We start from the raw sequence: 20,741 nt of genomic DNA, 5'->3' as shown, positions 1-20,741 counted from the left end.
ACAACACACCGGCAGCCTCCATGTCCTCCATCACCCTCCGCTTCCTGGCCGAACCCAGCACCGTCAACTTCGGCGGCAAAGTGCACGGCGGCACCGTCATGAAATGGATTGACGAAGCCGGCTACGCCTGCGCCACCAGCTGGGCGAAACGTTATTGCGTCACCGTGTCGGTGGGCAGCATACGTTTTCAGCGCCCCATCATGATCGGCGACCTGGTCGAAGTCGAAGCCCGCCTGGCCTATACCGGCACGACCAGCCTGAACATCTCGGTGGAAGTGCGCGCCGGCGACATGAAAGTCGGGCAGATGCAGGTCATCACCGAATGCCTGGTGGTGTTTGTTGCGGTAGACCTGGACGGCAAGGCCTTGCCCGCCCAGGAGTGGCGGCCCGAAACGCCCGGCGACGTCGCGCTGGCCCAGCGTGTGAAGGCGCACCTGGATGCCGCGCGCTCCGTGCAGCTGGTTTGAGCGCCGGCGCACAACGCTACCGGATACGAAGCAACACCCTGAAGGGCCTTGACCTGGCCGCCGCCCCGGCAGCGGCCAGGGTGTGGGGCGTCAATTTTGTCGTGATGAAGTTCGCCCTGCGCGACTTCGCGCCTTAAGAACCTGTTCACGGCCCACTGATCAAGCGGCGCCAGTCCTGCCCGCCACGGTATCGCCATTGCCTTCGCGATGGGCAAAAAACGCCACCAGTAAATCCAGCGTGTGCCGCACCTTGGCCGGCTGCTCGCCGCGGCGCGGTGTCACGGCATATACGGGCACATCCGTCATGTGCCAGCCGGGCAGGATGGGCAGCAAGCGCCCGCCGGCCAGCGCCGCGCGGTCGTCCTCGCTCACGGCCATGCCAATGCCCCAGCCCGCCACGCACAGTGCATGCAGGGCCGTGACCTGTGTGGCCTGCACGCGCGCCTCGAGACGCAAGGCCTGCCGCTCACCGCCCGGGCCTTCGAGCTCCAGCATGTCAACCCCCGGGCTTTGCGGCTTGCTGGCCAGCCAGTCGTGCTGCAGCAGGTCTTGCGGGTGCGCGGGCCAACCGCGTTCAGCGAGGTAAGCCGGAGAAGCACACAGCTGGCGCTTCATGCTGCCGAGCTTGCGCGCCACCAGCGATGAATCCCCCAACGTGCCGACGCGCAGGGCGATATCCACGCGATCCTCGATCAGATCGATCAGGGCGTCGTCCAGCAGCAGGCGCAGCGTGAGTTTGGGGTGGCCGCGCAGCGGCGCCAACGCTGCTGCCAGCAAACTGCCAAAGCCGACGGGCGCGGCCAGGCGCAGTTCGCCTTCGGGTTCGTCACGCAGCCGCACCAGCGCCTGTTCCGCCGAGCGCGCAGCCGCCACCATGGCGGCGCAACCGGCGTGGTAGCGCTCACCCGCTTCTGTCAGCGTCAGGCGCCGGGTGGACCGGTGCAACAGGGCCAGGCCGAGCGACTGCTCAAGTTGCCGCAAATGCTGGCTCACGGCCGAAGGTGTCATGCCCAGCTGCCGCGCAGCCGCAGTCAGGGACCCTTTGGCAACCACCTCGGCAAAAATGGCCATGCGCTTGAGCTGGTCCATGGATTTATCGCTCATTAATTAGCCCTGCTTCACAGTGTTGGTCGATTTTGCCGTCTATTCAGGTTGTGGTGAAGTAATGAAACTAGAGGCTCTTTTAACCCGCAGGAGTTTTTATGAACATCGCACTGATCGGCGCCACAGGTTTTATTGGCGCACCCATTCTTTCCGAACTGCTGGACCGCGGCCACAAAGTCACCGTGCTGGCCCGCAACCCCGGCAAGGTCACCCCACAAACCGGCCTGACGGTGGTCGCCGCCGACGCGCTGAATGCCGGTCAGGTGGCCAAAGCGGCCGCGGGCCACGATGCCGTCATCAGCGCCTACAACCCGGGCTGGAGCGAGCCGAAAATCCACGACCTGCACCTGGAGGCGAGCCAAGCCATCGTGAGCGGCGTCAAGCAGGCGGGCGTCAAACGCCTGCTCGTGGTGGGTGGCGCCGGCAGCCTGTATGTGGCCCCGGGCCTGCAGCTGGTGGACACGCCGGAGTTTCCCGCGCAATACAAGCAGGGCGCGCTAGCCGCACGCGAGGCGCTGAACCAGCTCAAGCTCGAAACCTCGCTGGACTGGAGCTTTGTCTCGCCCCCCATTGGCTTGGCACCCGGCGAACGCACCGGCAAATACCGGCTGGGTGCGGACGAGCTGCTGCCCGGCCAGGGTGACAAGCCGGCCGGTATTTCAGTGCCCGACCTGGCCGTGGCCATCGTGGACGAGATTGAAAACGCGCGACATGTGCGGCGCCGGTTTACGGTTGCCAATTAATAGTCATATTGGCCTTCCAAACAACAGGGACGCTCATCGGCGGCTATTGAATTGATAGCGGTTTTTTTGGAGTGTTGCTGATTTGATGGGCGTGTGCCTTGCTGGGTGTTGCTGGCCGGGGGTTGCCCGGCCMGCAACACCCAGCAAAGGGCGCACCGTCGGCACAAGCAGGAACCGTCGTCAAGCCCCTCCGGCCAGGAGCGCCGCATTCCCCCCCGCCGCCGTCGTATTCACCGTCACCGTCTGCTCGGCACAAAAGCGATACAGGTAATGCGGTCCACCTGCCTTGGGGCCCGTGCCGGACAGGCCTTCTCCGCCGAAGGGTTGCACCCCGACCACCGCGCCGATCATGTTGCGGTTCACATAAATATTGCCCACATGGGCCGCCGCGGCCAGCGCCTGTGCGCGAGAGTCAATGCGGGTCTGTATGCCGAGCGTGAGGCCGTAACCCAGCGCGTTAACCTGCGCGATCACGGCTTCCGGGTCTTTCAGCGCGCCGCTGCCCCAGCGCACCACCTGCAGCACGGGGCCGAAGATTTCGTCTTTCACTTCCGCCAGGCTGGGCACTTCAAAAGCAGCGGGCGGAATGATGTTTGCTATCAAATCAGTAGCCACATGCCCATGCTTTTCTTGGGCTACAAGCACTTTTGACGTAGAACCCAGGCGCTGCAGGTGCTTCAGGATGTTGTCGTAGGCTTCGCGGTCGATCACCGGTCCGACATCGGTGGCGAGGTCCGCGGTCTCGCCCACCACGAGCTCCTGGGCCGCGCCTTTGATCATCTCGATCACATGGTCGGCGATGCCCTCATGCACGCACAGCAGGCGCAGCGCCGAGCAGCGCTGGCCGGCGGAACGGAACGCGCTCTGCACCACCGCGTCGGCCACCTGCTCGGGCAAGGCCGTGCTGTCCACCAGCATGGCGTTGATGCCGCCCGTCTCGGCGATCAGTGGCACGATGGGGCCGTCTTTGGCGGCCAGCGCGCGGTTGATGATTTTCGCGACCTGGGTGGAGCCGGTGAACACCACGCCGGCCACCTGCGGTGCAGCCACCAGCGCGGCGCCTACGGTTTCGCCGGGGCCGTGCGCCAATTGCAGTGCGCCTTCGGGCACGCCCGCTTCATGCAACAGCTTCACGGCTTCAAAGGCCACGCCGGGCGTTTGCTCGGCCGGCTTGGCCATCACGGCGTTGCCGGTGCTCAGGGCGGCCGCAACCTGGCCGGTGAAGATGGCCAGCGGGAAATTCCAGGGGCTGATGCAGACCCAGACGCCGCGCGCTGTGAGGCGCAGCTCGTTGGTTTCACCGGTGGGGCCGGGCAGCATCACCGGCCGCATGATGCGTTCGGCTTCGCCCGCGTAATAGCGCAGGAAGTCGACCGCTTCGCGCACTTCCGACACAGCGTCGCCCCAGGTCTTGAAGGCTTCCTTGACCAGCAGCGCGCAGAACTTCGGCATTTGCCGCTCCATCGCGTCGGCGGCCCGGCGCAACATGGCAGCGCGCTCGGCAACGGCCACTTTGCTCCACTTTTGATAGCTGCTGGCGCATGCCGTTATTGCGCTAGCGGCCGATTTGGCATCAAACTCTGGCACCACGGGCACCTGCGTGGTTGCCAGCGCAGCCAGCAGCGGCGCTCGCATGCTTTGCACCGTCAGGTCCAGCCCCAGGCTGTTGGGCCGGCCGGGGCCGTACAGGGCCGGCGGCAGCGGCAAAGACGATACGGGCTCCAGGCGCATCGGTGAGGTCAGCAGCTCGCCCATGCCGACCGACTCGTCGGCCAGCTGGTGCACAAAGGACGAGTTGGCGCCGTTCTCCAGCAGCCGGCGCACCAGGTAAGCCAGCAAGTCGCGGTGGGCGCCCACGGGCGCGTACACGCGGCAGCTGATCAGCGGGTTCTTCAACACCTCGCGAAACACGCCTTCGCCCATGCCGTGCAGGCGCTGCAGCTCGAACGGTACGGCGTTGCGGGATGCCATCTGCAAAATCGCGGCGATAGTCGCAGCGTTGTGGCCGGCAAACTGCGGGTAGATGGCATCCGGCGCGGCCAGCAGGGCCTGCGCGCAGGCGAGGTAAGACACATCGGTGTGGTGCTTGTGCGTGAACACCGGGTAGTGCGGCAAGCCCATCTCCTGTGCGCGCTTGATTTCCGAATCCCAGTAGGCGCCCTTGACCAGGCGGCACATCAGGCGCAGCCTGTATTTGCGGGCAATGGCGGCGATATGCTCGATCAGCTCCAGCGCGCGGGTCTGGTAGGCCTGCATGGCCAGGCCAAAGCCCTGCCACTGCGGGTGGTGCTTTGCCACCAGGGCGGCCAGGGCTTCAAACACATCCAGCGACAGCTCCAGCCGGTCGACCTCTTCGGCGTCGATGGTGAGGTTGATATTGGCCCGGGCCGACAGCTCGCACAGCCCCCAGACACGCGGCACCAGCTCCGCCATCACGCGTTCGCGCTGGGCATCTTCGTAGCGCGGGTGCAGCGCGCTGAGCTTGATGGATATGCCGTCGTTTTGCTCGGTAGCGCCCGCTGGATCAGCGCCAGAAGCTATGAATTTGATAGCATCCGTATAACTGGCGAGATAACGCAACGCGTCGGCATCGGTACGCGCACCCTCGCCCAGCATGTCGTACGAAAATCTGAGCCCCCACGCTTGCCCTGCGGGCTGCGCTGCCCCCTCAGGGGGCCGTTCCGCCTTGGGGCGGCCCGGCGGCGGAACGCGCAGGTTGGCCATTTTCTTCCGGGAATCGTCGGCCTCGTTCATGGCGTCGCCGATCGTCTGGCCCAGCACAAACTGCCGGCCCAGCAATTGCACGGCGCGCAAGGTCGCCGCCACCACCGTGCGCGCGCCCAGCTTGCTCATGATGTGGGGTTGGCCGCCTTCGGGCAGGAATTTCTTGGACATGGCGATGGCCGAGGCCGACAGGCGGGCCATCACACCGTCGCCGGCGCTGTCGAAATCGGCGCGGCCGAGCTGGTCGGCCGTCAGGGCAATCGCGGTTTCGGCGTCCGGCACACGCAACAAGGCTTCGGCCAGCCGCATCAGGGCCAGGCCCTCCGCGCTGGAGATCGGGTATTCCTTGAGCAGGCTTTCCATCGCCCAGAACGGCGGCGGGTTGTCACGCACGGCGTGCACCCAGGGCTGGGCGGAGTGTGCCGCCGCCGCCCAGTCGAGCGCCCCGTCGAGGCGCTGCAGGTGCGCGGCCACGATGTCGGCTTCAGGGCGGTATGGAACAGGCAGGCGAGGAGATGCAGGCAGATGGTTCATGGAGGTTTTCACGGTAAATAGCGGTTATTCAGTCAATACGGTGATGTTCTGTTGAATGTTGCTGAATTTCCCGCTAAATTTATCTAATTCACCGAATAATTCACTACATATGTTTGAAACCTCACCCGAAATTGACCGCATTGACCTGAAAATCCTGAATGTCCTGCAGCAGGACGGGCGGATTTCCAACCTCAAGCTGGCCGAGAGCGTAGCGCTGTCGCCGACCGCCGTGCTGGCGCGGGTGCAGCGTTTGAGCCGGGACGGCTACATCCTGGGCTACGAAGCCCTGCTCAACCCGCTCAAGCTGGGCGCCGGCATGATGGTGTTTGTCGAAGTGCTGCTGGACCGCACCACGCCCAATGTGTTTGAAGCCTTCAAGGCCGCGGTGCAGGTTCACCCTGAAATTTCCGAATGCCACATGGTGGCCGGCGGCTTTGACTATCTGCTCAAAACCCGCATGGCCGACATGGCGGCCTACCGCTCTTTTGCCGGCACAGTGCTGTGGCAGCTGCCGGGTGTGCGCGAAACCCGCACCTACGCGGTGATGGAAGAGGTGAAAAATACCACCCGGCTGGCGCTGGGGGTCTAGGCCGGCACTTGTTCCCCCTGAAAAGGCCGCGTTAGCGACACTTTTCTCACGGATTCCCGCTCAAATCCAGCCGCACCCGGACTAACCGAGTTGCCAAGCCGTGCGCATTGGACTACCTTGCAGTGCACATATGCAAGAAGTTGCATATGCAATGGCGAAAAACCATCGCCACGAAAAAACGGAGGTCCCTGATGAAAAACAAGCCATGGTGGCGTTTGGGCGTGTTGCTGGGGGTGCTTGTCGCCGCCGCGGCGCAGTCGGCAGAAATCGGCGTGACGGATACCGAAATACGCGTCGGGCAATTCGCCGCCCAGACCGGCCCCGCCGCCGAACTGGGCAAGCGCATGCAACTGGGCATATTGGCGCACTTCAACGCCGTCAACGCCGCCGGCGGCATCAACGGCCGCACCCTCAAGCTGGTTTCGCGGGACGACGGTTATGAACCTGAAAAGGCTGCTGCCGCGGTCAAGGCCCTGATCGAAGAAGACAAGGTGTTCGCGCTGATCGGTTCGGTCGGCACACCCACCACCCTGGCTGCGGTGCCGGCCATCAACGCGGCAGGCATTCCGCTGGTGGGCCCGTTCACCGGCGCACAGGGCCTGCGCGAGCCTTTCAACCGGAACCTGTTCCACGTGCGCGCCAGTTACTTTGACGAGACCGAGCGCATCGTGCAGCACCTGAGCACCGTCGGTATCACCAAAATCGCGGTCTTCTACCAGAACGACTCTTACGGCAAGGCCGGGCTGGAAGGCGTGATGCGGGCGCTGACCCGCCGCAACCTCAAGCCGGCTGCCAGCGTCACGGTCGAGCGCAACAGCGTGGATATTGCCGCACCCCTGGCGGAAATACTCAAGGTCACGCCCGAGGCCGTGATCCAGATCAGTGCCTACAAGTCCTGCGCCGCGCTGATCCGGCAGGCACGGGCCAAGGCCTACGGCGGCCAGTTTTTCAATGTGAGCTTTGTCGGCTCGAAGGCGCTCGCTGAAGAGTTGGGCGACACCGGGGCGGGCGTGACGATTTCGCAGGTGATGCCCTTCCCTTACACGCCCTCATCGGCCATCGTGCGTGAGTATCAGCAACGCATGGCGGAGGGCGGCCACAAGGACTTTGACTTCTCCAGCATGGAAGGCTTTCTGGTGGCCAAGGTCTTTACCGAGGGCCTGCGCCGGGCCGCCGGCAAGAACCTGACCCGTGAGAGCCTGGTGACGGCGCTGGAGTCCATGCGGGACTACAACATGGGTGGCTTCACGGTGAACTACAGCCCCCAGAGCCACGAGGGCTCCCGTTTCACCGACCTCACCATCATCGGGCGCGGCGGAAAATTCATGCGCTGACGGCATCGAAACTTGCAAAACGGCCCATGCTGGCAATAATGCGGGCTCATCCCCTGTTTGCCATTCACCAGGAACACCCATGAAGCTTTCCACCCCTTTTCCAGCCGCCCTTGCTGTTGTCACGCTGGCACTGTCCGCCGGGGTTTCTGCGCAGACCACCAAACCAGGCCTGTGGGAAATGACGAGCAAGATGCAGTCAAGCTCCGGTGAGATGGAAAAAGCCATGGCCAACATGGAAAAGCAGCTGGCCAGCATGTCGCCCGAGCAGCGCAAGCAGATGCAGGACATGATGGGCAAACAGGGCATGTCCATGGGGACCGGCGCCGGCGGTGGCATGAGCATGAAGATGTGCATCACCAGGGAAATGGCCGAGCGCAACGAAATGCCCCAGCAGCAGCAAGGCGACTGCAAAACCACCCAGTCACCGCGCAGCGGCAACACCATGAAGATTTCTTATGTGTGCACCCAACCGCCCTCCAGCGGCGAAGGCGTGATGACCTTCAACGGCGACACCGCCTACACCATGAAGATGAACACCACGACCACCGTCAAAGGCAAGCCCGAGAAGATGACCATGGACGCCTCCGGCAAGTGGCTGTCAGCCGACTGCGGCAATATCAAACCCATCGCGCCACCCAAGAAATAGCCCCCACGGTCGCTCACTGCGTGTAGCTCCCTGCCCCCCGAGGGAGCCGCCCGCCTGCGGTCTGGCAAAGCCAGTCCCGCGGCTCGTGCTGGGGTTAAGAGCCCCTTCGCTAGATAAAGGCTCACCGGCCCCCGAAAATAGCGGTGCCTACGCGCACCATGGTGCTGCCCGAATGGATCGCCGCCTCCAGGTCGGCGGTCATGCCCATTGACAAGGTATCCATGGGTGCAGGCAACGCACCTGAAGCATTAATTTCGTCAAAAATGGCTTTTGTCCGCTCGTGGACAGCGCAAGCAGCTACAAAATCGATAGCAGGTTCGGGTATCGCCATCAAGCCGCGCAAGGTGAGGTTCGGCAGCTGCACAACCGCCTGCGCCAGCGCCAGGACATCCTCAGGCGCCACGCCCGACTTGTTGGCGCCGCCATCCACGTTGACCTGCAGGCAGATCTGGAGCGGCGGCAAACCGGGCGGTCGCTGCTCACTCAGCCGCTGGGCGATTTTGAGGCGATCGACCGACTGCACCCAGTCAAAATGCTCAGCCACGAGACGGGTCTTGTTGCTCTGAACCGGGCCAATGCAATGCCACTCCAGCGTAATCGCAGGGCCCTGTGCCTGAGTGCCTTGCCAGGCGCGGAGGGCGGCAATTTTCTCTACGCCCTCGGTAATGTAGTTTTCGCCGAAGGCACGCTGCCCATCCGACGCGGCGTCGATCACGGCGTCCGCACCGAAGGTTTTGGAGACTGCCAGCAGCCGCACGCTCGCCGGATTACGCCCGGCGGCTACGCAGGCCGTGGTTATCCGGTCACGGACAAGCTGGAGATTGCGCACAATCGTGGTCATAATCGAACTGTAAACTTAGTTTGAAAACCATTTTCAAAGGGTCCCGGGATGGATATCACGCAGTTGCTGGCTTTTAGCGTCAAGAACAAGGCGTCTGACTTGCATTTGTCGGCAGGCTTGCCGCCCATGATCCGGGTTCATGGCGACGTGCGGCGCATCAACATCGATCCGCTGGACCACAAGCAGGTGCATTCCATGGTGTATGACATCATGAACGACACCCAGCGCAAAACCTACGAAGAGTTCCTGGAGGTCGACTTCTCGTTCGAAATCGACGGCCTCGCCCGCTTTCGCGTCAATGCCTTCAACCAGAATCGCGGCGCCGGTGCGGTGCTGCGGACCATTCCATCCAAAATCCTGACGCTGGAGCAGCTCAACGCCCCCAAGATTTTTGGCGATTTGGCCATGAAACCGCGGGGCATGGTGCTGGTCACCGGCCCTACCGGCTCGGGCAAGTCGACCACACTGGCCGCCATGGTCAACTACCTGAACGAAAACGAGTACGGCCACATCCTGACGGTGGAAGACCCGATCGAATTCGTGCACGAATCCAAAAAATGCCTGATCAACCAGCGTGAGGTTGGCCCACACACCCTGAGCTTTAACGCCGCGCTGAAGTCGGCCCTGCGGGAAGATCCGGACGCCATCCTGGTGGGTGAAATGCGTGACCTGGAAACCATCCGGCTGGCCATGTCGGCCGCTGAAACGGGCCACCTTGTCTTCGGCACGCTGCATACTTCCAGCGCCGCGAAAACCATCGACCGGATCATCGACGTGTTTCCGGCCGAGGAAAAGGAAATGATCCGTTCCATGCTGTCCGAGTCGTTGCAGGCCGTGATTTCGCAAACACTGTGCAAAACCAAGGACGGTGCGGGCCGCGTGGCTGCACACGAAATCATGCTGGGCACCAGCGCCATCCGTAATTTGATCCGCGAGGCCAAGGTCGCCCAGATGTATTCATCCATCCAGACCGGCAACAGTGTGGGCATGCAGACGCTGGACCAGAATTTGACGGAGCTGGTGAAACGCAATGTGATTTCTGCTGCGGAAGCTCGCGGCAAAGCCAAGATTCCGGAAAACTTCCCCGGCTAGAGATATGGCCCCCACGCTTTTCACTTCGAGCCTACGGCGCGCTGCCCCTTTCCTTGCGTACGGGGCCGCTGCGCCTGCGGCCCGGCAAAGCCGGTTCCGCGGCCCCTGCTTGATTGAAGAGAGAACCACCGTCACCCATCCTGCCGAGTTTCCGGCAACGACAGAGTTTGTTTGAAAGGAGTCGCAAATGGAACGCGACCAGGCCAGTAAATTCATCAATGATCTGCTGAAACTCATGGTCAGCCGCAATGGCAGTGACCTGTTCATCACAGGCGACTTCCCACCGGCCATGAAAGTCGACGGCAAGGTGACCAAAGTGTCGCCGCAGCCGCTGAACGCCGGCCACACGCTCGCCCTTGCCCGTTCCATCATGAACGACAAGCAGGCCGCCGAATTCGAACGCACCAAGGAATGCAATTTCGCCATCTCGCCACCGGGCGTGGGCCGCTTCCGTGTCAATGCGTTCATCCAGCAGGGCAAGGTCGGCATGGTGATGCGGACGATTCCCGCCGTGCTGCCCACCATCGATGGGCTGGGTGTGCCCCAGGTACTCAAGGAAGTGGTGATGAGCAAGCGCGGCCTGACCATTTTGGTGGGCTCTACCGGCTCGGGTAAATCCACCACGCTGGCGGCCATGGTCGACTGGCGCAACGAGCAGTCGTTCGGCCACATCATCACGATTGAAGATCCGGTGGAATTTGTCCATGCGCACAAGAACTGCGTGATCACGCAACGTGAAGTGGGCCTGGACACCGACAGCTGGGAAGCGGCCCTGAAAAACACGCTGCGCCAGGCGCCCGACGTGATCCTGATGGGGGAGATCCGCGATCGCGAAACCATGGAACACGCCATCGCGTTCGCGGAAACCGGCCACCTGTGCCTGGCCACCTTGCACGCCAACAGCGCCAACCAGGCGCTGGACCGCGTGATCAACTTTTTCCCCGAAGAGCGCCGCACCCAGCTGCTGATGGACCTTTCGCTCAATCTCAAGGCCATGATTTCGCAGCGGCTGGTGCCCAAGCAGGACGGCAAGGGCCGTTTTGCGGCGGTGGAGGTCATGCTCAACTCGCCGCTGATCTCCGACCTGATCTTCAAGGGCGAAGTCTCCGAAATCAAGGAGATCATGAAAAAGAGCCGCAACCTGGGCATGCAGACTTTCGACCAGGCGCTGTACGACGCCTTCGAGAGCCACTTCATCACCTACGAAGATGCCTTGCGCAACGCCGACTCGGTGAACGACCTGCGCCTGCAGATCAAGCTCAACTCGCAACGCGCCAAGTCCGTCGACCTGGCGGCCGGCACCGAAAACTTCGCTATCGTCTAAGCCGCTGAACTGCCGGCGTTGTTCCGGCCAAGGACTGAGTTGGAAGGGCAAAAGGCCGCGAAGCAGACCTGAAGGTAATCGATAGTGGCCCGAATTTTGGGAGCCCGATGGCGTTCGGCCAGAATCACCGCATCAATAGAATAGACATCGCTCACCGTGTGCCGGGCCAGCACTGGCTTTAACCGGCCTTGCGCCACCAGCTCGCGGCCGATAACGTCGTTGATCCGGGCAATGCCGGCTCCCGCCAAGGCCAGTGAAACCACCGCAGCGCTGCTATTGACGCGCAACTGCCCCTGCACCGCGAGTGGGGTGACGACCGCATTTTCTTCGAAGGTCCATTGATTGTGGGTAATCGAAGTGGTATTTGATATCAGGCTGTGCAATTGAAGATCTGCTGGCGCACGCGGAACGCCATGCTTCTTGAGATACACGGGTGAGGCGTACAAAGCACGCCCATGGCTTCCAAGATTACGGGCAATGGCCGTCTGCGCAGGTGCAACACCCGCCCTCACGACGATATCCATCGCCTCATCGGCCATGCTGACAAGGCGATCATCCAGATGCAGGTCCAGCTTCAATTCCGGGTGCAAGGCCCGCAGCTTGCCCAGCCGGGGAATCAGTACATATTCAGCAAGAATCTGGCTGATGCTCAAGCGCACCGTACCCACCACTGAGCGGCTTCTGCTGGCGAAGCTGTTTTGCAATTGCCTGTGTTCGGCAAGGATGCGCTGGGCATATTCGAGGAAGACCTCACCTTCGTCAGTGAGAGAGAGGCTGTGAGTGGTCCGGTGCATCAGCCGCAGGCCGCATTGAGCCTCCATGCGCGCGAGCGAACGCGACATATGGCTGGCCGCAACGTTGCGGTCCCTCGCTACTGTCGAGAGCGACTGGGCAGATGCAAGCTGCGCAAACAGCGAGAAGTCGTCAAGGCTGAGGTTTTTCATGCTTGTGCAGATTTGACACAAGCATTATGCATTCGGGGGGATTTCCAGCCGACGCCATCTTGGGCACAGTTCACTTCGCACGGACATGTTGCGCCGTGGTTCACCAAAGGATTTTTATGCCCATCTCCATCCAGCTATCGCAGGGACTTTTAACGCCGGCCGGCGAGCGGGAGGTTTTCTCCAGAGTTGCAGACGCCTTGCTGCAGGTGCACGGCCTCAGCGGAAACACCTTCATGACTCCCGCAGTCATCGGGCATGTCGACATTTACCCTGAAGAGCACAGCTATGCCGGCGGCAAACCCCAGTCGCTAGCGGTCATAGAGGTTAAGGTCCCTTCTGTCACCTTCCCCGATCAGTCGGTGAAAGACAACTTCGTCAAGGCGGCAACAGACATCATTGACGAGCTCAAGGCGGGAAAACACCCGAGAGCGCGCACCTTCGTCAACGTGACCTATGCGGTGGAGGGCGCCTGGGGAATTGCCGGCAAAGCCTATACCAACGCCGACCTGGGAATGGCCATTGGAGCTGCCGCGGGCTAGCCAAGCGCGGGAACTCACCCTGCCCCCACTCATCTCCGTCTCTCCGCACAGCACACCAACCGATTAAACCCACAGGAAACTTCATGCCTCTCGTACGAATTGACCTTCCTGACACCACGCCGGACGAAGAGCTTTCGGCCGTGTCGGGCCTTGTGCATCAAGCCCTGGTAGACACTTTCAATGTGCCGGGGCCGGATCGCTTCCAGACGCTCACGCGTCATGCACCGCGCCAGCTCATTTGCTCCGAGGAATTCCTTGGGGTCACGCACTCCGCCCACGTGGTTTTTATTCAAATATTCTGCGCCCCCGGCCGATCGCTGGACATGAAGAAGGCGCTCTTCTCGGAAATCGGAAAACAAATCTCGTCGAATTGCAGCTTTAGTCCGGCCGACGTCATCATCAATCTGGTTGAGACGTCGCGTGAGAACTGGTCTTTTGGAAACGGCATGATGCAATTCAGTTAAAAAAAGGGGCAGGACAGCCTGTTTTGCATATCCCCCAACGCGCTGAGATGCGCCATGAATGTGAAGCTGTTCCTTCATGGGAAAACAGGGAGGCTCACTGGGCAAAGCGCGCAATCAAGCCATAATCATTGCTGCAAAACCCCCTTGCCCGACGGGCCTCAAGAGATTTAACTGTGTCATCAATTCACCCCAAAACCTACGAAACTTCCGATTCACGTACTGTCGCCTTCCTGGGCCTCGGTGTCATGGGCTTCCCGATGGCCGGGCACCTGGCGCTGGCGGGCCACGACGTCACGGTCTACAACCGCAGCGCCGCCAAGGCTGCCTCCTGGACGAGCGAGTTCAAGGGCCGTGCAGCCGCCACACCGCGCGAGGCGGCTGCAGGCGCAGACGTCATTTTCTGTTGCGTGGGCAACGATGCCGACCTGCGCAGCGTGGTACTGGGTAACGATGGAGCGCTGGCCGGCATGAAACCGGGCGCCATCTTCGTGGACCACACCACGGCCTCGGCCGATGTGGCGCGTGAACTCTCCGCCGCGGCCTCCAAGATCGGCCTGCACTTCATAGATGCACCCGTCTCGGGTGGCCAGGCTGGTGCGCAAAATGGCGCGCTCACAGTGATGTGCGGCGGAGACGCCGCAGCATTTGAGGCCGTGAAACCAGTGGGCATGGCTTTTTCAAAAGCCTTCACGCTGATGGGGCCAAGCGGCGCGGGGCAACTTACCAAGATGGTCAACCAGATTTGCATTGCCGGCCTGGTACAGGGCCTGAGCGAAGCGGTGGCGTTTGGCCAGAAGGCCGGTCTGGATGTCAACCAGGTCCTGGAGGTGATTGGCAAGGGCGCAGCGCAAAGCTGGCAGCTCGACAACCGCGGCAAAACCATGGTGGCCGACAAGTTTGACTTCGGGTTTGCCGTGGACTGGATGCGCAAGGACCTGGGCCTGGTACTGGACGAAGCCAAGCGCAACGGTGCGCGCCTGCCTGTGACGGCCCTGGTCGACCAGTTTTATGCCGACGTACAAGCCATGGGCGGCCAGCGCTGGGACACATCGAGCCTGATCAAGCGCCTGAAATAGAAACTGGGCCGACCGGAAAAATCGGGTGGAAAGCAGAACGGCAATGCTGCCGAGGCCAGCACTGCCCGCCCCTAACTAACGTCAACTCCCGGCGGGTTTGGCGCCTGCGGGTGGTTCGACGGGTTTTGACGGCAGCATGCGTGCCAGCTCTTCCTCGCTGATGATTTCAAACATGCGGATGACTTTTTGCACACCCGGAGTGGAGCGGACCACTTCGGTGGCGCGATCCGCCTCGCGCTGTGTCACACGCCCCATCAGGTAGGTCGTACCACGCTCGGTCACCACCTTGAAGGCGTTCAACGACAGGTCACGGGCATCCACCAGCATCGCCTTGACACGGCCGGTGACGAGGGTGTCGGACGAGCGCTGTGTCAGGGTGGCGTTGCCCATCACGGCCAGTTCATTGACCACCGAGGTCACATTCTCCACACGCGAAACGATCTGCTCGACCAGCTGCTTGTCTTGCGCGCTGGGCACTTCACCCGTCAGCAACACCTGGCGGTTGTAGCTGGTCAAGTTGACATGCACACGGTCGCCCACGTTGCTGCGAATCCGGCTGGCCGCCCGCAATTCAATGCCCTCGTCTTCCAGCTGCGCACCCGACGTGCGGCGGTCGGTGGCAACAAGCGCGCCGCCCGCCATGCCGCCTACCACCAAAGGAAAGCAGGCTGTCAGGGCACTGCCAAGCAAGACCGACGTACCAACGGCCAGAGTGAGTCGTTTCAACGGGGCATATGTCATACAGAGGTCTCCTGATCGCCAAGTAACTGGGTGTCCACACCGTCGCAAATGCAATGGAGGACAAGAAGGTGCACTTCCTGGATACGCGCGGTCCGCTCATGCGGCACGCAGATATGCACATCGGTTTCGCGCAGGGCATGGGTCATCTTGCCGCCCCCGCGCCCCGTCAGCGCCACCACGGTCATCTCGCGCTCATGGGCGGCTTCGATGGCGGCCAGCACGTTGGCCGAATTGCCGCTGGTGCTGATGGCCAGCAATACGTCGCCGGCGCCGCCCAGGGCACGCACCTGCTTCGAGAAGATGACCGTGAAGTCATAGTCGTTGGCAATGGCGGTAAGGATGGAGCTGTCGGTCGTCAGCGCAATCGCACCCAACTCGGGCCGCTCGCGCTCATAGCGCCCCACGAACTCCGCCGCAAAATGCTGGGCATCCGCTGCCGAGCCACCGTTGCCGCAGGCCAGGACTTTGCCGCCACTGGTGACACTGGCCAGGATGGCCTGCACGGCGGCCGCAATCGGTTTGGACAAGACCTGTGCCGCCTGGTATTTCAGGTCGGCGCTGTCAATGAACTGCTGTTCGATACGTTGTTCAAGCATGGGGTCAATGATAGCGGGTCGGACTGCACCGCCGGTCCCGGAGGGGTTTGCGCAGGCTGGCAATGGATGGTTACAAATTCCGCCATCCATTCCCGGCGCTCAGGACGCGTCGAAGGCCCCGGGCAGCCATTCAATGGCAGGGACCGCCCCGTTCTCCTGCGCTCCGTTGACCAGTACCACGTCGAATCGACAAGGCGGTGGGCTGCCGAAACGCACGAGATAGTGCCTCGCGGCAAAGATGATTCGCCGTTGCTTGGCGGGGCTGATGCTGGCGCCGGCGCCGCCGTGTGAGACGCCGGTGCGCTGGCGCACTTCCACAAACACCAGAGTACCGTCAGGTGCGCGCATGACCAGGTCGATCTCGCCGCCACCGCGGCCCGGCGTCCGATAATTGGTATCGACCAGCATCAGCCCGGCCTTGGCCAGATAGGCTCGCGCGGCAGCTTCCGCAGCATCGCCCTTCGACTTGGTGGTAACCTGCCCGGGCGAGGCTTGAGCCTGAAGGGCCGTCGCTTTTGACACCGTCCCGGCAACCTGTTTTCTGGAAAACCACATTGAACGCTTCCTTCGACCTGGCTCTGGATGCGGCACGCGCCGCAGCAGGCATGCAGCATTATCCGGAAAGCGCGCTTTATGTGGTGGCGACTCCGATCGGGAACCTGGCCGATATCAGCCTGCGCGCCCTGCAAGTACTGCAACTGGTAGACGCCATAGCCTGCGAAGACAAACGACATTCGCAACCCCTGCTGCGTCAATACGGCATCGACAAACCCTTGCTGGCAGTGCACGAACACAATGAAGCTGAGGCCGCAGGCCTGGTGATCGAACGCCTGCAGCGGGGTGAACGCGTGGCCTATATCAGCGACGCCGGCACGCCGGCCGTGAGCGATCCCGGCGCCCGCCTGGTCGCCGCCGTTCGTGCTGCTGGACTGGCCATCATGCCCTTGCCGGGCGCCAGCAGTGTCACCGCGGTGCTCAGCGTGGCCGGGCTCAGCAGCCCGGGCGGTGACACCGGGTTCGTATTTGCCGGTTTCCTGCCGAGCAAGGCCGGCGAACGCGACCAGGCCATCCAGCAGCTGCAAACCAATACCCGGGCCATCGTGATTCTGGAAGCGCCGCACCGCATCGAGGCGCTTGCAAAAGCACTGGCGGTGCTGCAAGACCGCCTGGTCACCGTTGGCCGTGAGCTGACCAAGCAATTCGAGGAAATTGCAACCGTGCCGGCGCAGGATTTTTCCGGCTGGCTGGCGGCTGGCGCCCAGCGTACGCGCGGTGAATTTGCACTGGTACTGCATCCTTGCGCCGTTGCGGACAGCCCTGAGGATGGCACACGGGTGCTGCAGCTGTTGCTGGCAGAGTTGCCACTCAAGACTGCGGTAAAAGTCGCGGCAGAAATCACCGGCGTGGGACGCAACGAGCTTTATGACACCGCACTCAAGCTGAAAAAAGAATGAACCCCAACGCCGACGAACTCTGGCGCGCCCCACGCTGGACGCTCGCCGCCCTGCTGGCTGTGCTCGGGATGCTCGGGCCGTTTTCCATCGACACCTACATTCCCGCCTTTTCCGGCATGGCGCGGTCGCTGGGCGCATCGCCGGTAGAAATGCAGCAGACGCTGTCGGCCTACCTGTTCGGTTTTGCTTTCATGAACCTGTTTCACGGCGCGCTGGCCGACAGTTTTGGCCGCCGGCCGGTGGTATTGTGGGGAATCGCGCTGTTCACTCTGGCGTCGGCCGGTTGTGCGCTGTCGCAAAGCATCGGGCAACTGGTTTTTTTCCGGGCCATGCAGGGCTTGTCGACAGGTGCGGGCATTGTGGTGTCGCGCGCCGTCATACGCGACATGTACCCGCCGGCTCAGGCCCAACAGGTCATGAGCCAGGTCACTATCTATTTCGGAGTGGCCCCAGCCCTGGCGCCCATTGTCGGCGGCTGGCTTTTTGTGCATCTGGGCTGGCACAGCATCTTCTGGTTTCTGACGGGAGTGGGTGTGATCCTGTGGGCTACCAACTTCCGGTTCTTGCCCGAGACACTTCCGCCGCTGGAACGCCAGCCGTTTGAAGTCAGGCACCTGATGCGGGGCTACTGGCAGTTGGGTTCCAGTCCCCGCTTTTTATTGCTGGCGCTGGCCAGCGGCGTGCCATTCAACGGCATGTTTTTGTATGTGCTGTCAGCACCCGCTTTTTTGGGGGAACACCTGGCACTGCAGCCTACCGAATTTTTCTGGTTTTTCATCCTGACAATCTCCGGCATCATGTCCGGCGCGTGGCTGAGCGGCAGCCTGGCAGGAAAGATTGCCCCCAAGCAGCAAATACGGCATGGCTTTGTCATCATGCTGGTCACCTCGGTGCTTAACCTGATTGCCAACATGCTGTTCGCCCCGCATGCTTCGTGGTCCCTCTTTCCGATCGCAGTGTTTGCATTCGGCTGGGCGCTGATGGTGCCGGTCGTCACGCTGCTGGTGCTGGACCTTTATCCTGAACGCCGCGGCATGGCTTCTTCCCTTCAGGCCTTCGTGGGCTCAACCGCCAACGGCATTGTTGCCGGTGTCATTGCCCCGCTCGCAATGCACTCCACCCGGGCATTGGCGGCAGTCTCTCTCGGGATGATGTGCATCGGGTTGGTTGCCTGGGTGTATCTGCATCACCGGTGGCCGGATATCGGCCGCTCCGCAACACCCGACTAACGTGCAATACGCCTTTTAACGATCATTGACTCGCATGGGAAATTCCATGCCCTGCCCGATGCGCTGCACCACGTTATTGCCGTCCAGATAAGCCCAGAAAAACATGGGCTGATCACTGTCTCGCCAGCGGTAAGTCATGATGTCGCCGGGCCATGACGCTACACGGTCAATCTTTGCCGGCCGGCCAAATTCGCGTTCCATATCCGAGCGCGTCCACTCGCCCGGCTGGACTCTTGAGAACTCTGCCGGCGTCAGAACCTCGCGGACGCTGATGACCCTGCCGGCGGCATCCAGATCTACCATCGTAGCGAACTGACCAAGCGGCTGGCCCGAATACTGCAGCCGGGTTCCCGCATCCAGCGGCACCACCCGGGACGGCGTGCCGCGAAGCGCGATGACGTTCTCACGGGTCATGCCGGGCTTTATCGCTGTCAACGCGCAGCCGGCGGCACACAGCGCTGCGACAACAAGAACGGAAACTAATTTAAATACCCTCACGGTTACTCCTGCCTGAAATTGAATTGATCACGAGACTTGGGACTCCATCCCGGCCAAAATGTTCCTGCTGGATGGCACCGTAGTCTCTGCCTTAAGGTTGAGCCCGACCGATCGTCCCTGCGCGGGTCGAATAACGGATTTTTGCATCATGCCGCTCTCACCGAAGCCGTATGGACCGCCGCTATCGTTGTTTCTGGCGTCCATGGCGCAGGGTAACTCACGGTATTGTTGGCAATTCTAGGAAGGCAGTTGCCGTCTGTAAAATATCTTGATTCTTCTATGTTGATACTTTAAAAGTATCCTCCGAGCGAGAATCCAGCCACGGGATCAGCACGACACGCAATGGACGTTCAGCGCACATTCGGCGCGGGACGTGCCTGGGATTCAATGCTGGAATGCAGGCTGGCGCCACCACGTGCGCTGACGCGATTCGACCAGATTCACCGTCAGTTCCAGCGCAACCAACTCAACTTGCATCTACGGATGTTGCTTCAGGAAAACGGACGTCGCAGCAGCCAGGTTTAGGATGCATCGCTATGCCGTTCGGACAAGAAAACCATGCGCGTCCGGTTGCCACTTCGCGTCGCTGAGTTGCTCTCCCCCAAATGGAGGATGGCGTCAACCATCCTGAATGGATAGGCTTCCACCAGAGGGCAAAGCGCGACCAGGCAAGTACATACGTGATCGGGGGTTGGCGCAGCTTCTCGAAGAGGGGGGGAGATGCTCAAGTCAAAATCAAGCGCCCACATCCGGGCCGTCGCTTTCCCTGGCCGCCTGACTATGGGTGGCCTGGTTCAATACATCGCCGACCGCAGGGGCGGTCTTGTCCCGGCACTGCTTATGCTGTTGTCACTGGGTGCGCCACTTGCTTCGGCCAGCGAAGCGGCCAATGGCCAATTCCGCGCCTCCCGTTCCTGTGACGCCTACCTTTCCTTTACCAAAGGTACCAACCCAGGCCTGGTCAAGGTAGCGCCGGGTGCGGACTACGAGATTCGCGAGGTCAACACGCGCGAAGCGCGTTGGTTGCGCATCCAGATTCCGGACGTCAACGAACCGCTGCGCTGGGTGGCCGCGGAGTGCGGCGTAGTCAGCGGTTTCGCGTTCGGCAGCGCACCGACTGCGGGCGGGTCCTGCAGCCACCAGCCAGGCCTGCATGACAGCTACGTGCTGGCCGTGACCTGGCAGCCTGGATTCTGCGAGCACTTCAAGTACAACGGAACGAAACCCGAATGCGACAACATGGCTGACGGCCGCCTGGTGGTTTCCAACCTGACACTGCACGGGCTCTGGCCCAACCGCAAACAGTGCGGCACAACCTATGCGGATTGCGGCAATACACCGCCTGTCCTGTCCGAAGACACGGTGTCCTACATTGCGCCATGGATGCCGAATTTCTTCTTCGAAACGACTTTCGGAAACTACGAATGGAAGAAGCACGGCACCTGCCAGACCACGATGGACGCAAACAGCTATTTCCGACGCGCGGTAAACGCCGTCCGTACGGTTAATGACTCCGTAGTGGGTCAATACATCCGCGCCAACATCGGCGGCAGGATTTCCCATGCCGAGTTCTTGAAGCGCTTCGGGGAAGCAACAGGGCTTCCCGGTCCACGGGATCACGTTGGCCTGCTATGCGCGGGCGAATACCTGCAAGAAGTCCGCATCCGTCTGCCGCTGAACTTCCGAGAAGATGCCGGCATCCGCGAGCTGGTCGGGGCATCAACCAGCGAGGAAGGCATGGGTGCCTCGTGTCCCGAAGACATCCGTATCGAGGCCAGCGGCAGGAACTAAAGCCGCCTGGT

The 20,741-nt window shown here is 61.8% G+C and carries 22 protein-coding genes; 14 read left to right on the top strand and 8 right to left on the bottom strand.

Going from position 1 to position 20,741, the window contains the following annotated elements; genetic code table 11:
- The first annotated feature begins 20 nt into the window (after positions 1-20).
- Both AC1DYR_RS20110 and AC1DYR_RS20105 read left to right on the top strand, forming a co-directional pair.
- On the top strand, positions 21-467 hold the full coding sequence (locus AC1DYR_RS20110) for an acyl-CoA thioesterase (protein ID WP_477706662.1): 447 nt from the start codon (positions 21-23) through the stop codon (positions 465-467).
- Positions 464-604, top strand: coding sequence for a hypothetical protein (locus AC1DYR_RS20105; protein ID WP_477706661.1), 141 nt, complete (start codon positions 464-466; stop codon positions 602-604). Before AC1DYR_RS20110 ends, AC1DYR_RS20105 begins: the two co-directional genes overlap by 4 nt.
- 22 nt (positions 605-626) lie before the next feature.
- Here the strand turns inward: AC1DYR_RS20105 and AC1DYR_RS20100 are convergent, their stop codons facing one another.
- Positions 627-1,571: a LysR family transcriptional regulator gene (locus tag AC1DYR_RS20100; protein WP_477706660.1), complete on the bottom strand. Its 945-nt coding sequence runs from the start codon at positions 1,569-1,571 to the stop codon at positions 627-629.
- A 98-nt stretch (positions 1,572-1,669) separates the two neighbouring features.
- Here AC1DYR_RS20100 and AC1DYR_RS20095 point away from each other — a divergent pair, with 98 nt between their 5' ends.
- Positions 1,670-2,314, top strand: a complete 645-nt coding sequence (locus AC1DYR_RS20095) for an NAD(P)-dependent oxidoreductase (RefSeq protein WP_477706659.1) — start codon at positions 1,670-1,672, stop codon at positions 2,312-2,314.
- Between the two features lie 180 nt (positions 2,315-2,494).
- Here the strand turns inward: AC1DYR_RS20095 and AC1DYR_RS20090 are convergent, their stop codons facing one another.
- A complete protein-coding gene (locus AC1DYR_RS20090; protein ID WP_477706658.1) occupies positions 2,495-5,572 on the bottom strand; it encodes an L-glutamate gamma-semialdehyde dehydrogenase in 3,078 nt (1,025 codons plus the stop codon).
- 109 nt (positions 5,573-5,681) lie between these two features.
- Here AC1DYR_RS20090 and AC1DYR_RS20085 point away from each other — a divergent pair, with 109 nt between their 5' ends.
- The 3 genes from AC1DYR_RS20085 to AC1DYR_RS20075 all read left to right on the top strand — a co-directional run bounded on the left by AC1DYR_RS20085 (position 5,682) and on the right by AC1DYR_RS20075 (position 8,141).
- A complete protein-coding gene (locus AC1DYR_RS20085) occupies positions 5,682-6,161 on the top strand; it encodes an Lrp/AsnC ligand binding domain-containing protein (protein ID WP_477706657.1) in 480 nt (159 codons plus the stop codon).
- 191 nt (positions 6,162-6,352) lie between these two features.
- On the top strand, positions 6,353-7,495 hold the full coding sequence (locus tag AC1DYR_RS20080) for an ABC transporter substrate-binding protein (protein ID WP_477706656.1): 1,143 nt from the start codon (positions 6,353-6,355) through the stop codon (positions 7,493-7,495).
- 79 nt (positions 7,496-7,574) lie between these two features.
- Positions 7,575-8,141, top strand: coding sequence for a DUF3617 domain-containing protein (locus tag AC1DYR_RS20075; RefSeq protein WP_477706655.1), 567 nt, complete (start codon positions 7,575-7,577; stop codon positions 8,139-8,141).
- A 121-nt stretch (positions 8,142-8,262) separates the two neighbouring features.
- Here the strand turns inward: AC1DYR_RS20075 and AC1DYR_RS20070 are convergent, their stop codons facing one another.
- Positions 8,263-8,982: a YggS family pyridoxal phosphate-dependent enzyme gene (locus tag AC1DYR_RS20070; RefSeq protein ID WP_477706654.1), complete on the bottom strand. Its 720-nt coding sequence runs from the start codon at positions 8,980-8,982 to the stop codon at positions 8,263-8,265.
- A 48-nt stretch (positions 8,983-9,030) separates the two neighbouring features.
- Between AC1DYR_RS20070 and AC1DYR_RS20065 the strand changes: the two genes are divergently transcribed.
- Together AC1DYR_RS20065 and AC1DYR_RS20060 are read left to right on the top strand one after the other, a co-directional pair.
- Entirely contained in the window at positions 9,031-10,074 is a 1,044-nt protein-coding gene (locus tag AC1DYR_RS20065) for a type IV pilus twitching motility protein PilT (protein WP_457281553.1), read from the top strand.
- 187 nt (positions 10,075-10,261) lie between these two features.
- The gene (locus AC1DYR_RS20060) at positions 10,262-11,398 is read left to right on the top strand and encodes a PilT/PilU family type 4a pilus ATPase (RefSeq protein ID WP_457281554.1); all 1,137 of its coding nucleotides are present in this window, start codon (positions 10,262-10,264) and stop codon (positions 11,396-11,398) included.
- On the opposite strand, the gene AC1DYR_RS20055 is transcribed toward AC1DYR_RS20060, so the two are convergent.
- Entirely contained in the window at positions 11,395-12,342 is a 948-nt protein-coding gene (locus AC1DYR_RS20055; protein WP_477706653.1) for a LysR family transcriptional regulator, read from the bottom strand. The genes AC1DYR_RS20060 and AC1DYR_RS20055 overlap by 4 nt on opposite strands.
- Positions 12,343-12,458: 116 nt before the next feature.
- Here AC1DYR_RS20055 and AC1DYR_RS20050 point away from each other — a divergent pair, with 116 nt between their 5' ends.
- From AC1DYR_RS20050 to AC1DYR_RS20040, 3 genes are all read left to right on the top strand, one after another.
- Positions 12,459-12,881: a 4-oxalocrotonate tautomerase gene (locus AC1DYR_RS20050; protein WP_477706652.1), complete on the top strand. Its 423-nt coding sequence runs from the start codon at positions 12,459-12,461 to the stop codon at positions 12,879-12,881.
- Between the two features lie 83 nt (positions 12,882-12,964).
- The gene (locus tag AC1DYR_RS20045; protein ID WP_477668829.1) at positions 12,965-13,345 is read left to right on the top strand and encodes a tautomerase family protein; all 381 of its coding nucleotides are present in this window, start codon (positions 12,965-12,967) and stop codon (positions 13,343-13,345) included.
- A gap of 173 nt (positions 13,346-13,518) precedes the next feature.
- Positions 13,519-14,421 (top strand): NAD(P)-dependent oxidoreductase, encoded by a 903-nt coding sequence (locus AC1DYR_RS20040; protein ID WP_477706651.1) that lies wholly within the window; start codon positions 13,519-13,521, stop codon positions 14,419-14,421.
- 81 nt (positions 14,422-14,502) lie between these two features.
- On the opposite strand, the gene AC1DYR_RS20035 is transcribed toward AC1DYR_RS20040, so the two are convergent.
- The 3 genes from AC1DYR_RS20035 to AC1DYR_RS20025 all read right to left on the bottom strand — a co-directional run bounded on the left by AC1DYR_RS20035 (position 14,503) and on the right by AC1DYR_RS20025 (position 16,313).
- Entirely contained in the window at positions 14,503-15,162 is a 660-nt protein-coding gene (locus AC1DYR_RS20035; protein ID WP_477668831.1) for a BON domain-containing protein, read from the bottom strand.
- Complete coding sequence (locus tag AC1DYR_RS20030) at positions 15,159-15,758, bottom strand: phosphoheptose isomerase (RefSeq protein WP_431098788.1); 600 nt, start codon at positions 15,756-15,758, stop codon at positions 15,159-15,161. The genes AC1DYR_RS20035 and AC1DYR_RS20030 overlap by 4 nt, the downstream gene beginning before the upstream one ends.
- 99 nt (positions 15,759-15,857) lie before the next feature.
- Positions 15,858-16,313 (bottom strand): YraN family protein, encoded by a 456-nt coding sequence (locus AC1DYR_RS20025; RefSeq protein WP_477706650.1) that lies wholly within the window; start codon positions 16,311-16,313, stop codon positions 15,858-15,860.
- Positions 16,314-16,363: 50 nt separating this feature from the next.
- Here AC1DYR_RS20025 and rsmI point away from each other — a divergent pair, with 50 nt between their 5' ends.
- Both rsmI and AC1DYR_RS20015 read left to right on the top strand, forming a co-directional pair.
- Positions 16,364-17,212: a 16S rRNA (cytidine(1402)-2'-O)-methyltransferase gene (gene rsmI / locus AC1DYR_RS20020; protein ID WP_477706752.1), complete on the top strand. Its 849-nt coding sequence runs from the start codon at positions 16,364-16,366 to the stop codon at positions 17,210-17,212.
- Positions 17,209-18,441: a multidrug effflux MFS transporter gene (locus tag AC1DYR_RS20015; RefSeq protein ID WP_477706649.1), complete on the top strand. Its 1,233-nt coding sequence runs from the start codon at positions 17,209-17,211 to the stop codon at positions 18,439-18,441. The genes rsmI and AC1DYR_RS20015 overlap by 4 nt, the downstream gene beginning before the upstream one ends.
- Before the next feature lie 15 nt (positions 18,442-18,456).
- On the opposite strand, the gene AC1DYR_RS20010 is transcribed toward AC1DYR_RS20015, so the two are convergent.
- The gene (locus AC1DYR_RS20010) at positions 18,457-18,855 is read right to left on the bottom strand and encodes a hypothetical protein (protein WP_477706648.1); all 399 of its coding nucleotides are present in this window, start codon (positions 18,853-18,855) and stop codon (positions 18,457-18,459) included.
- 864 nt (positions 18,856-19,719) lie between these two features.
- Here AC1DYR_RS20010 and AC1DYR_RS20005 point away from each other — a divergent pair.
- On the top strand, positions 19,720-20,730 hold the full coding sequence (locus AC1DYR_RS20005; RefSeq protein ID WP_477706647.1) for a ribonuclease T2 family protein: 1,011 nt from the start codon (positions 19,720-19,722) through the stop codon (positions 20,728-20,730).
- The last annotated feature ends 11 nt before the right edge of the window (positions 20,731-20,741 follow it).

The organism is Polaromonas sp. P1_F9 (genome assembly GCF_056405615.1).
Note: the sequence above shows the minus strand (reverse complement) of the source record. Positions and strands in the feature narration are given on the sequence as shown.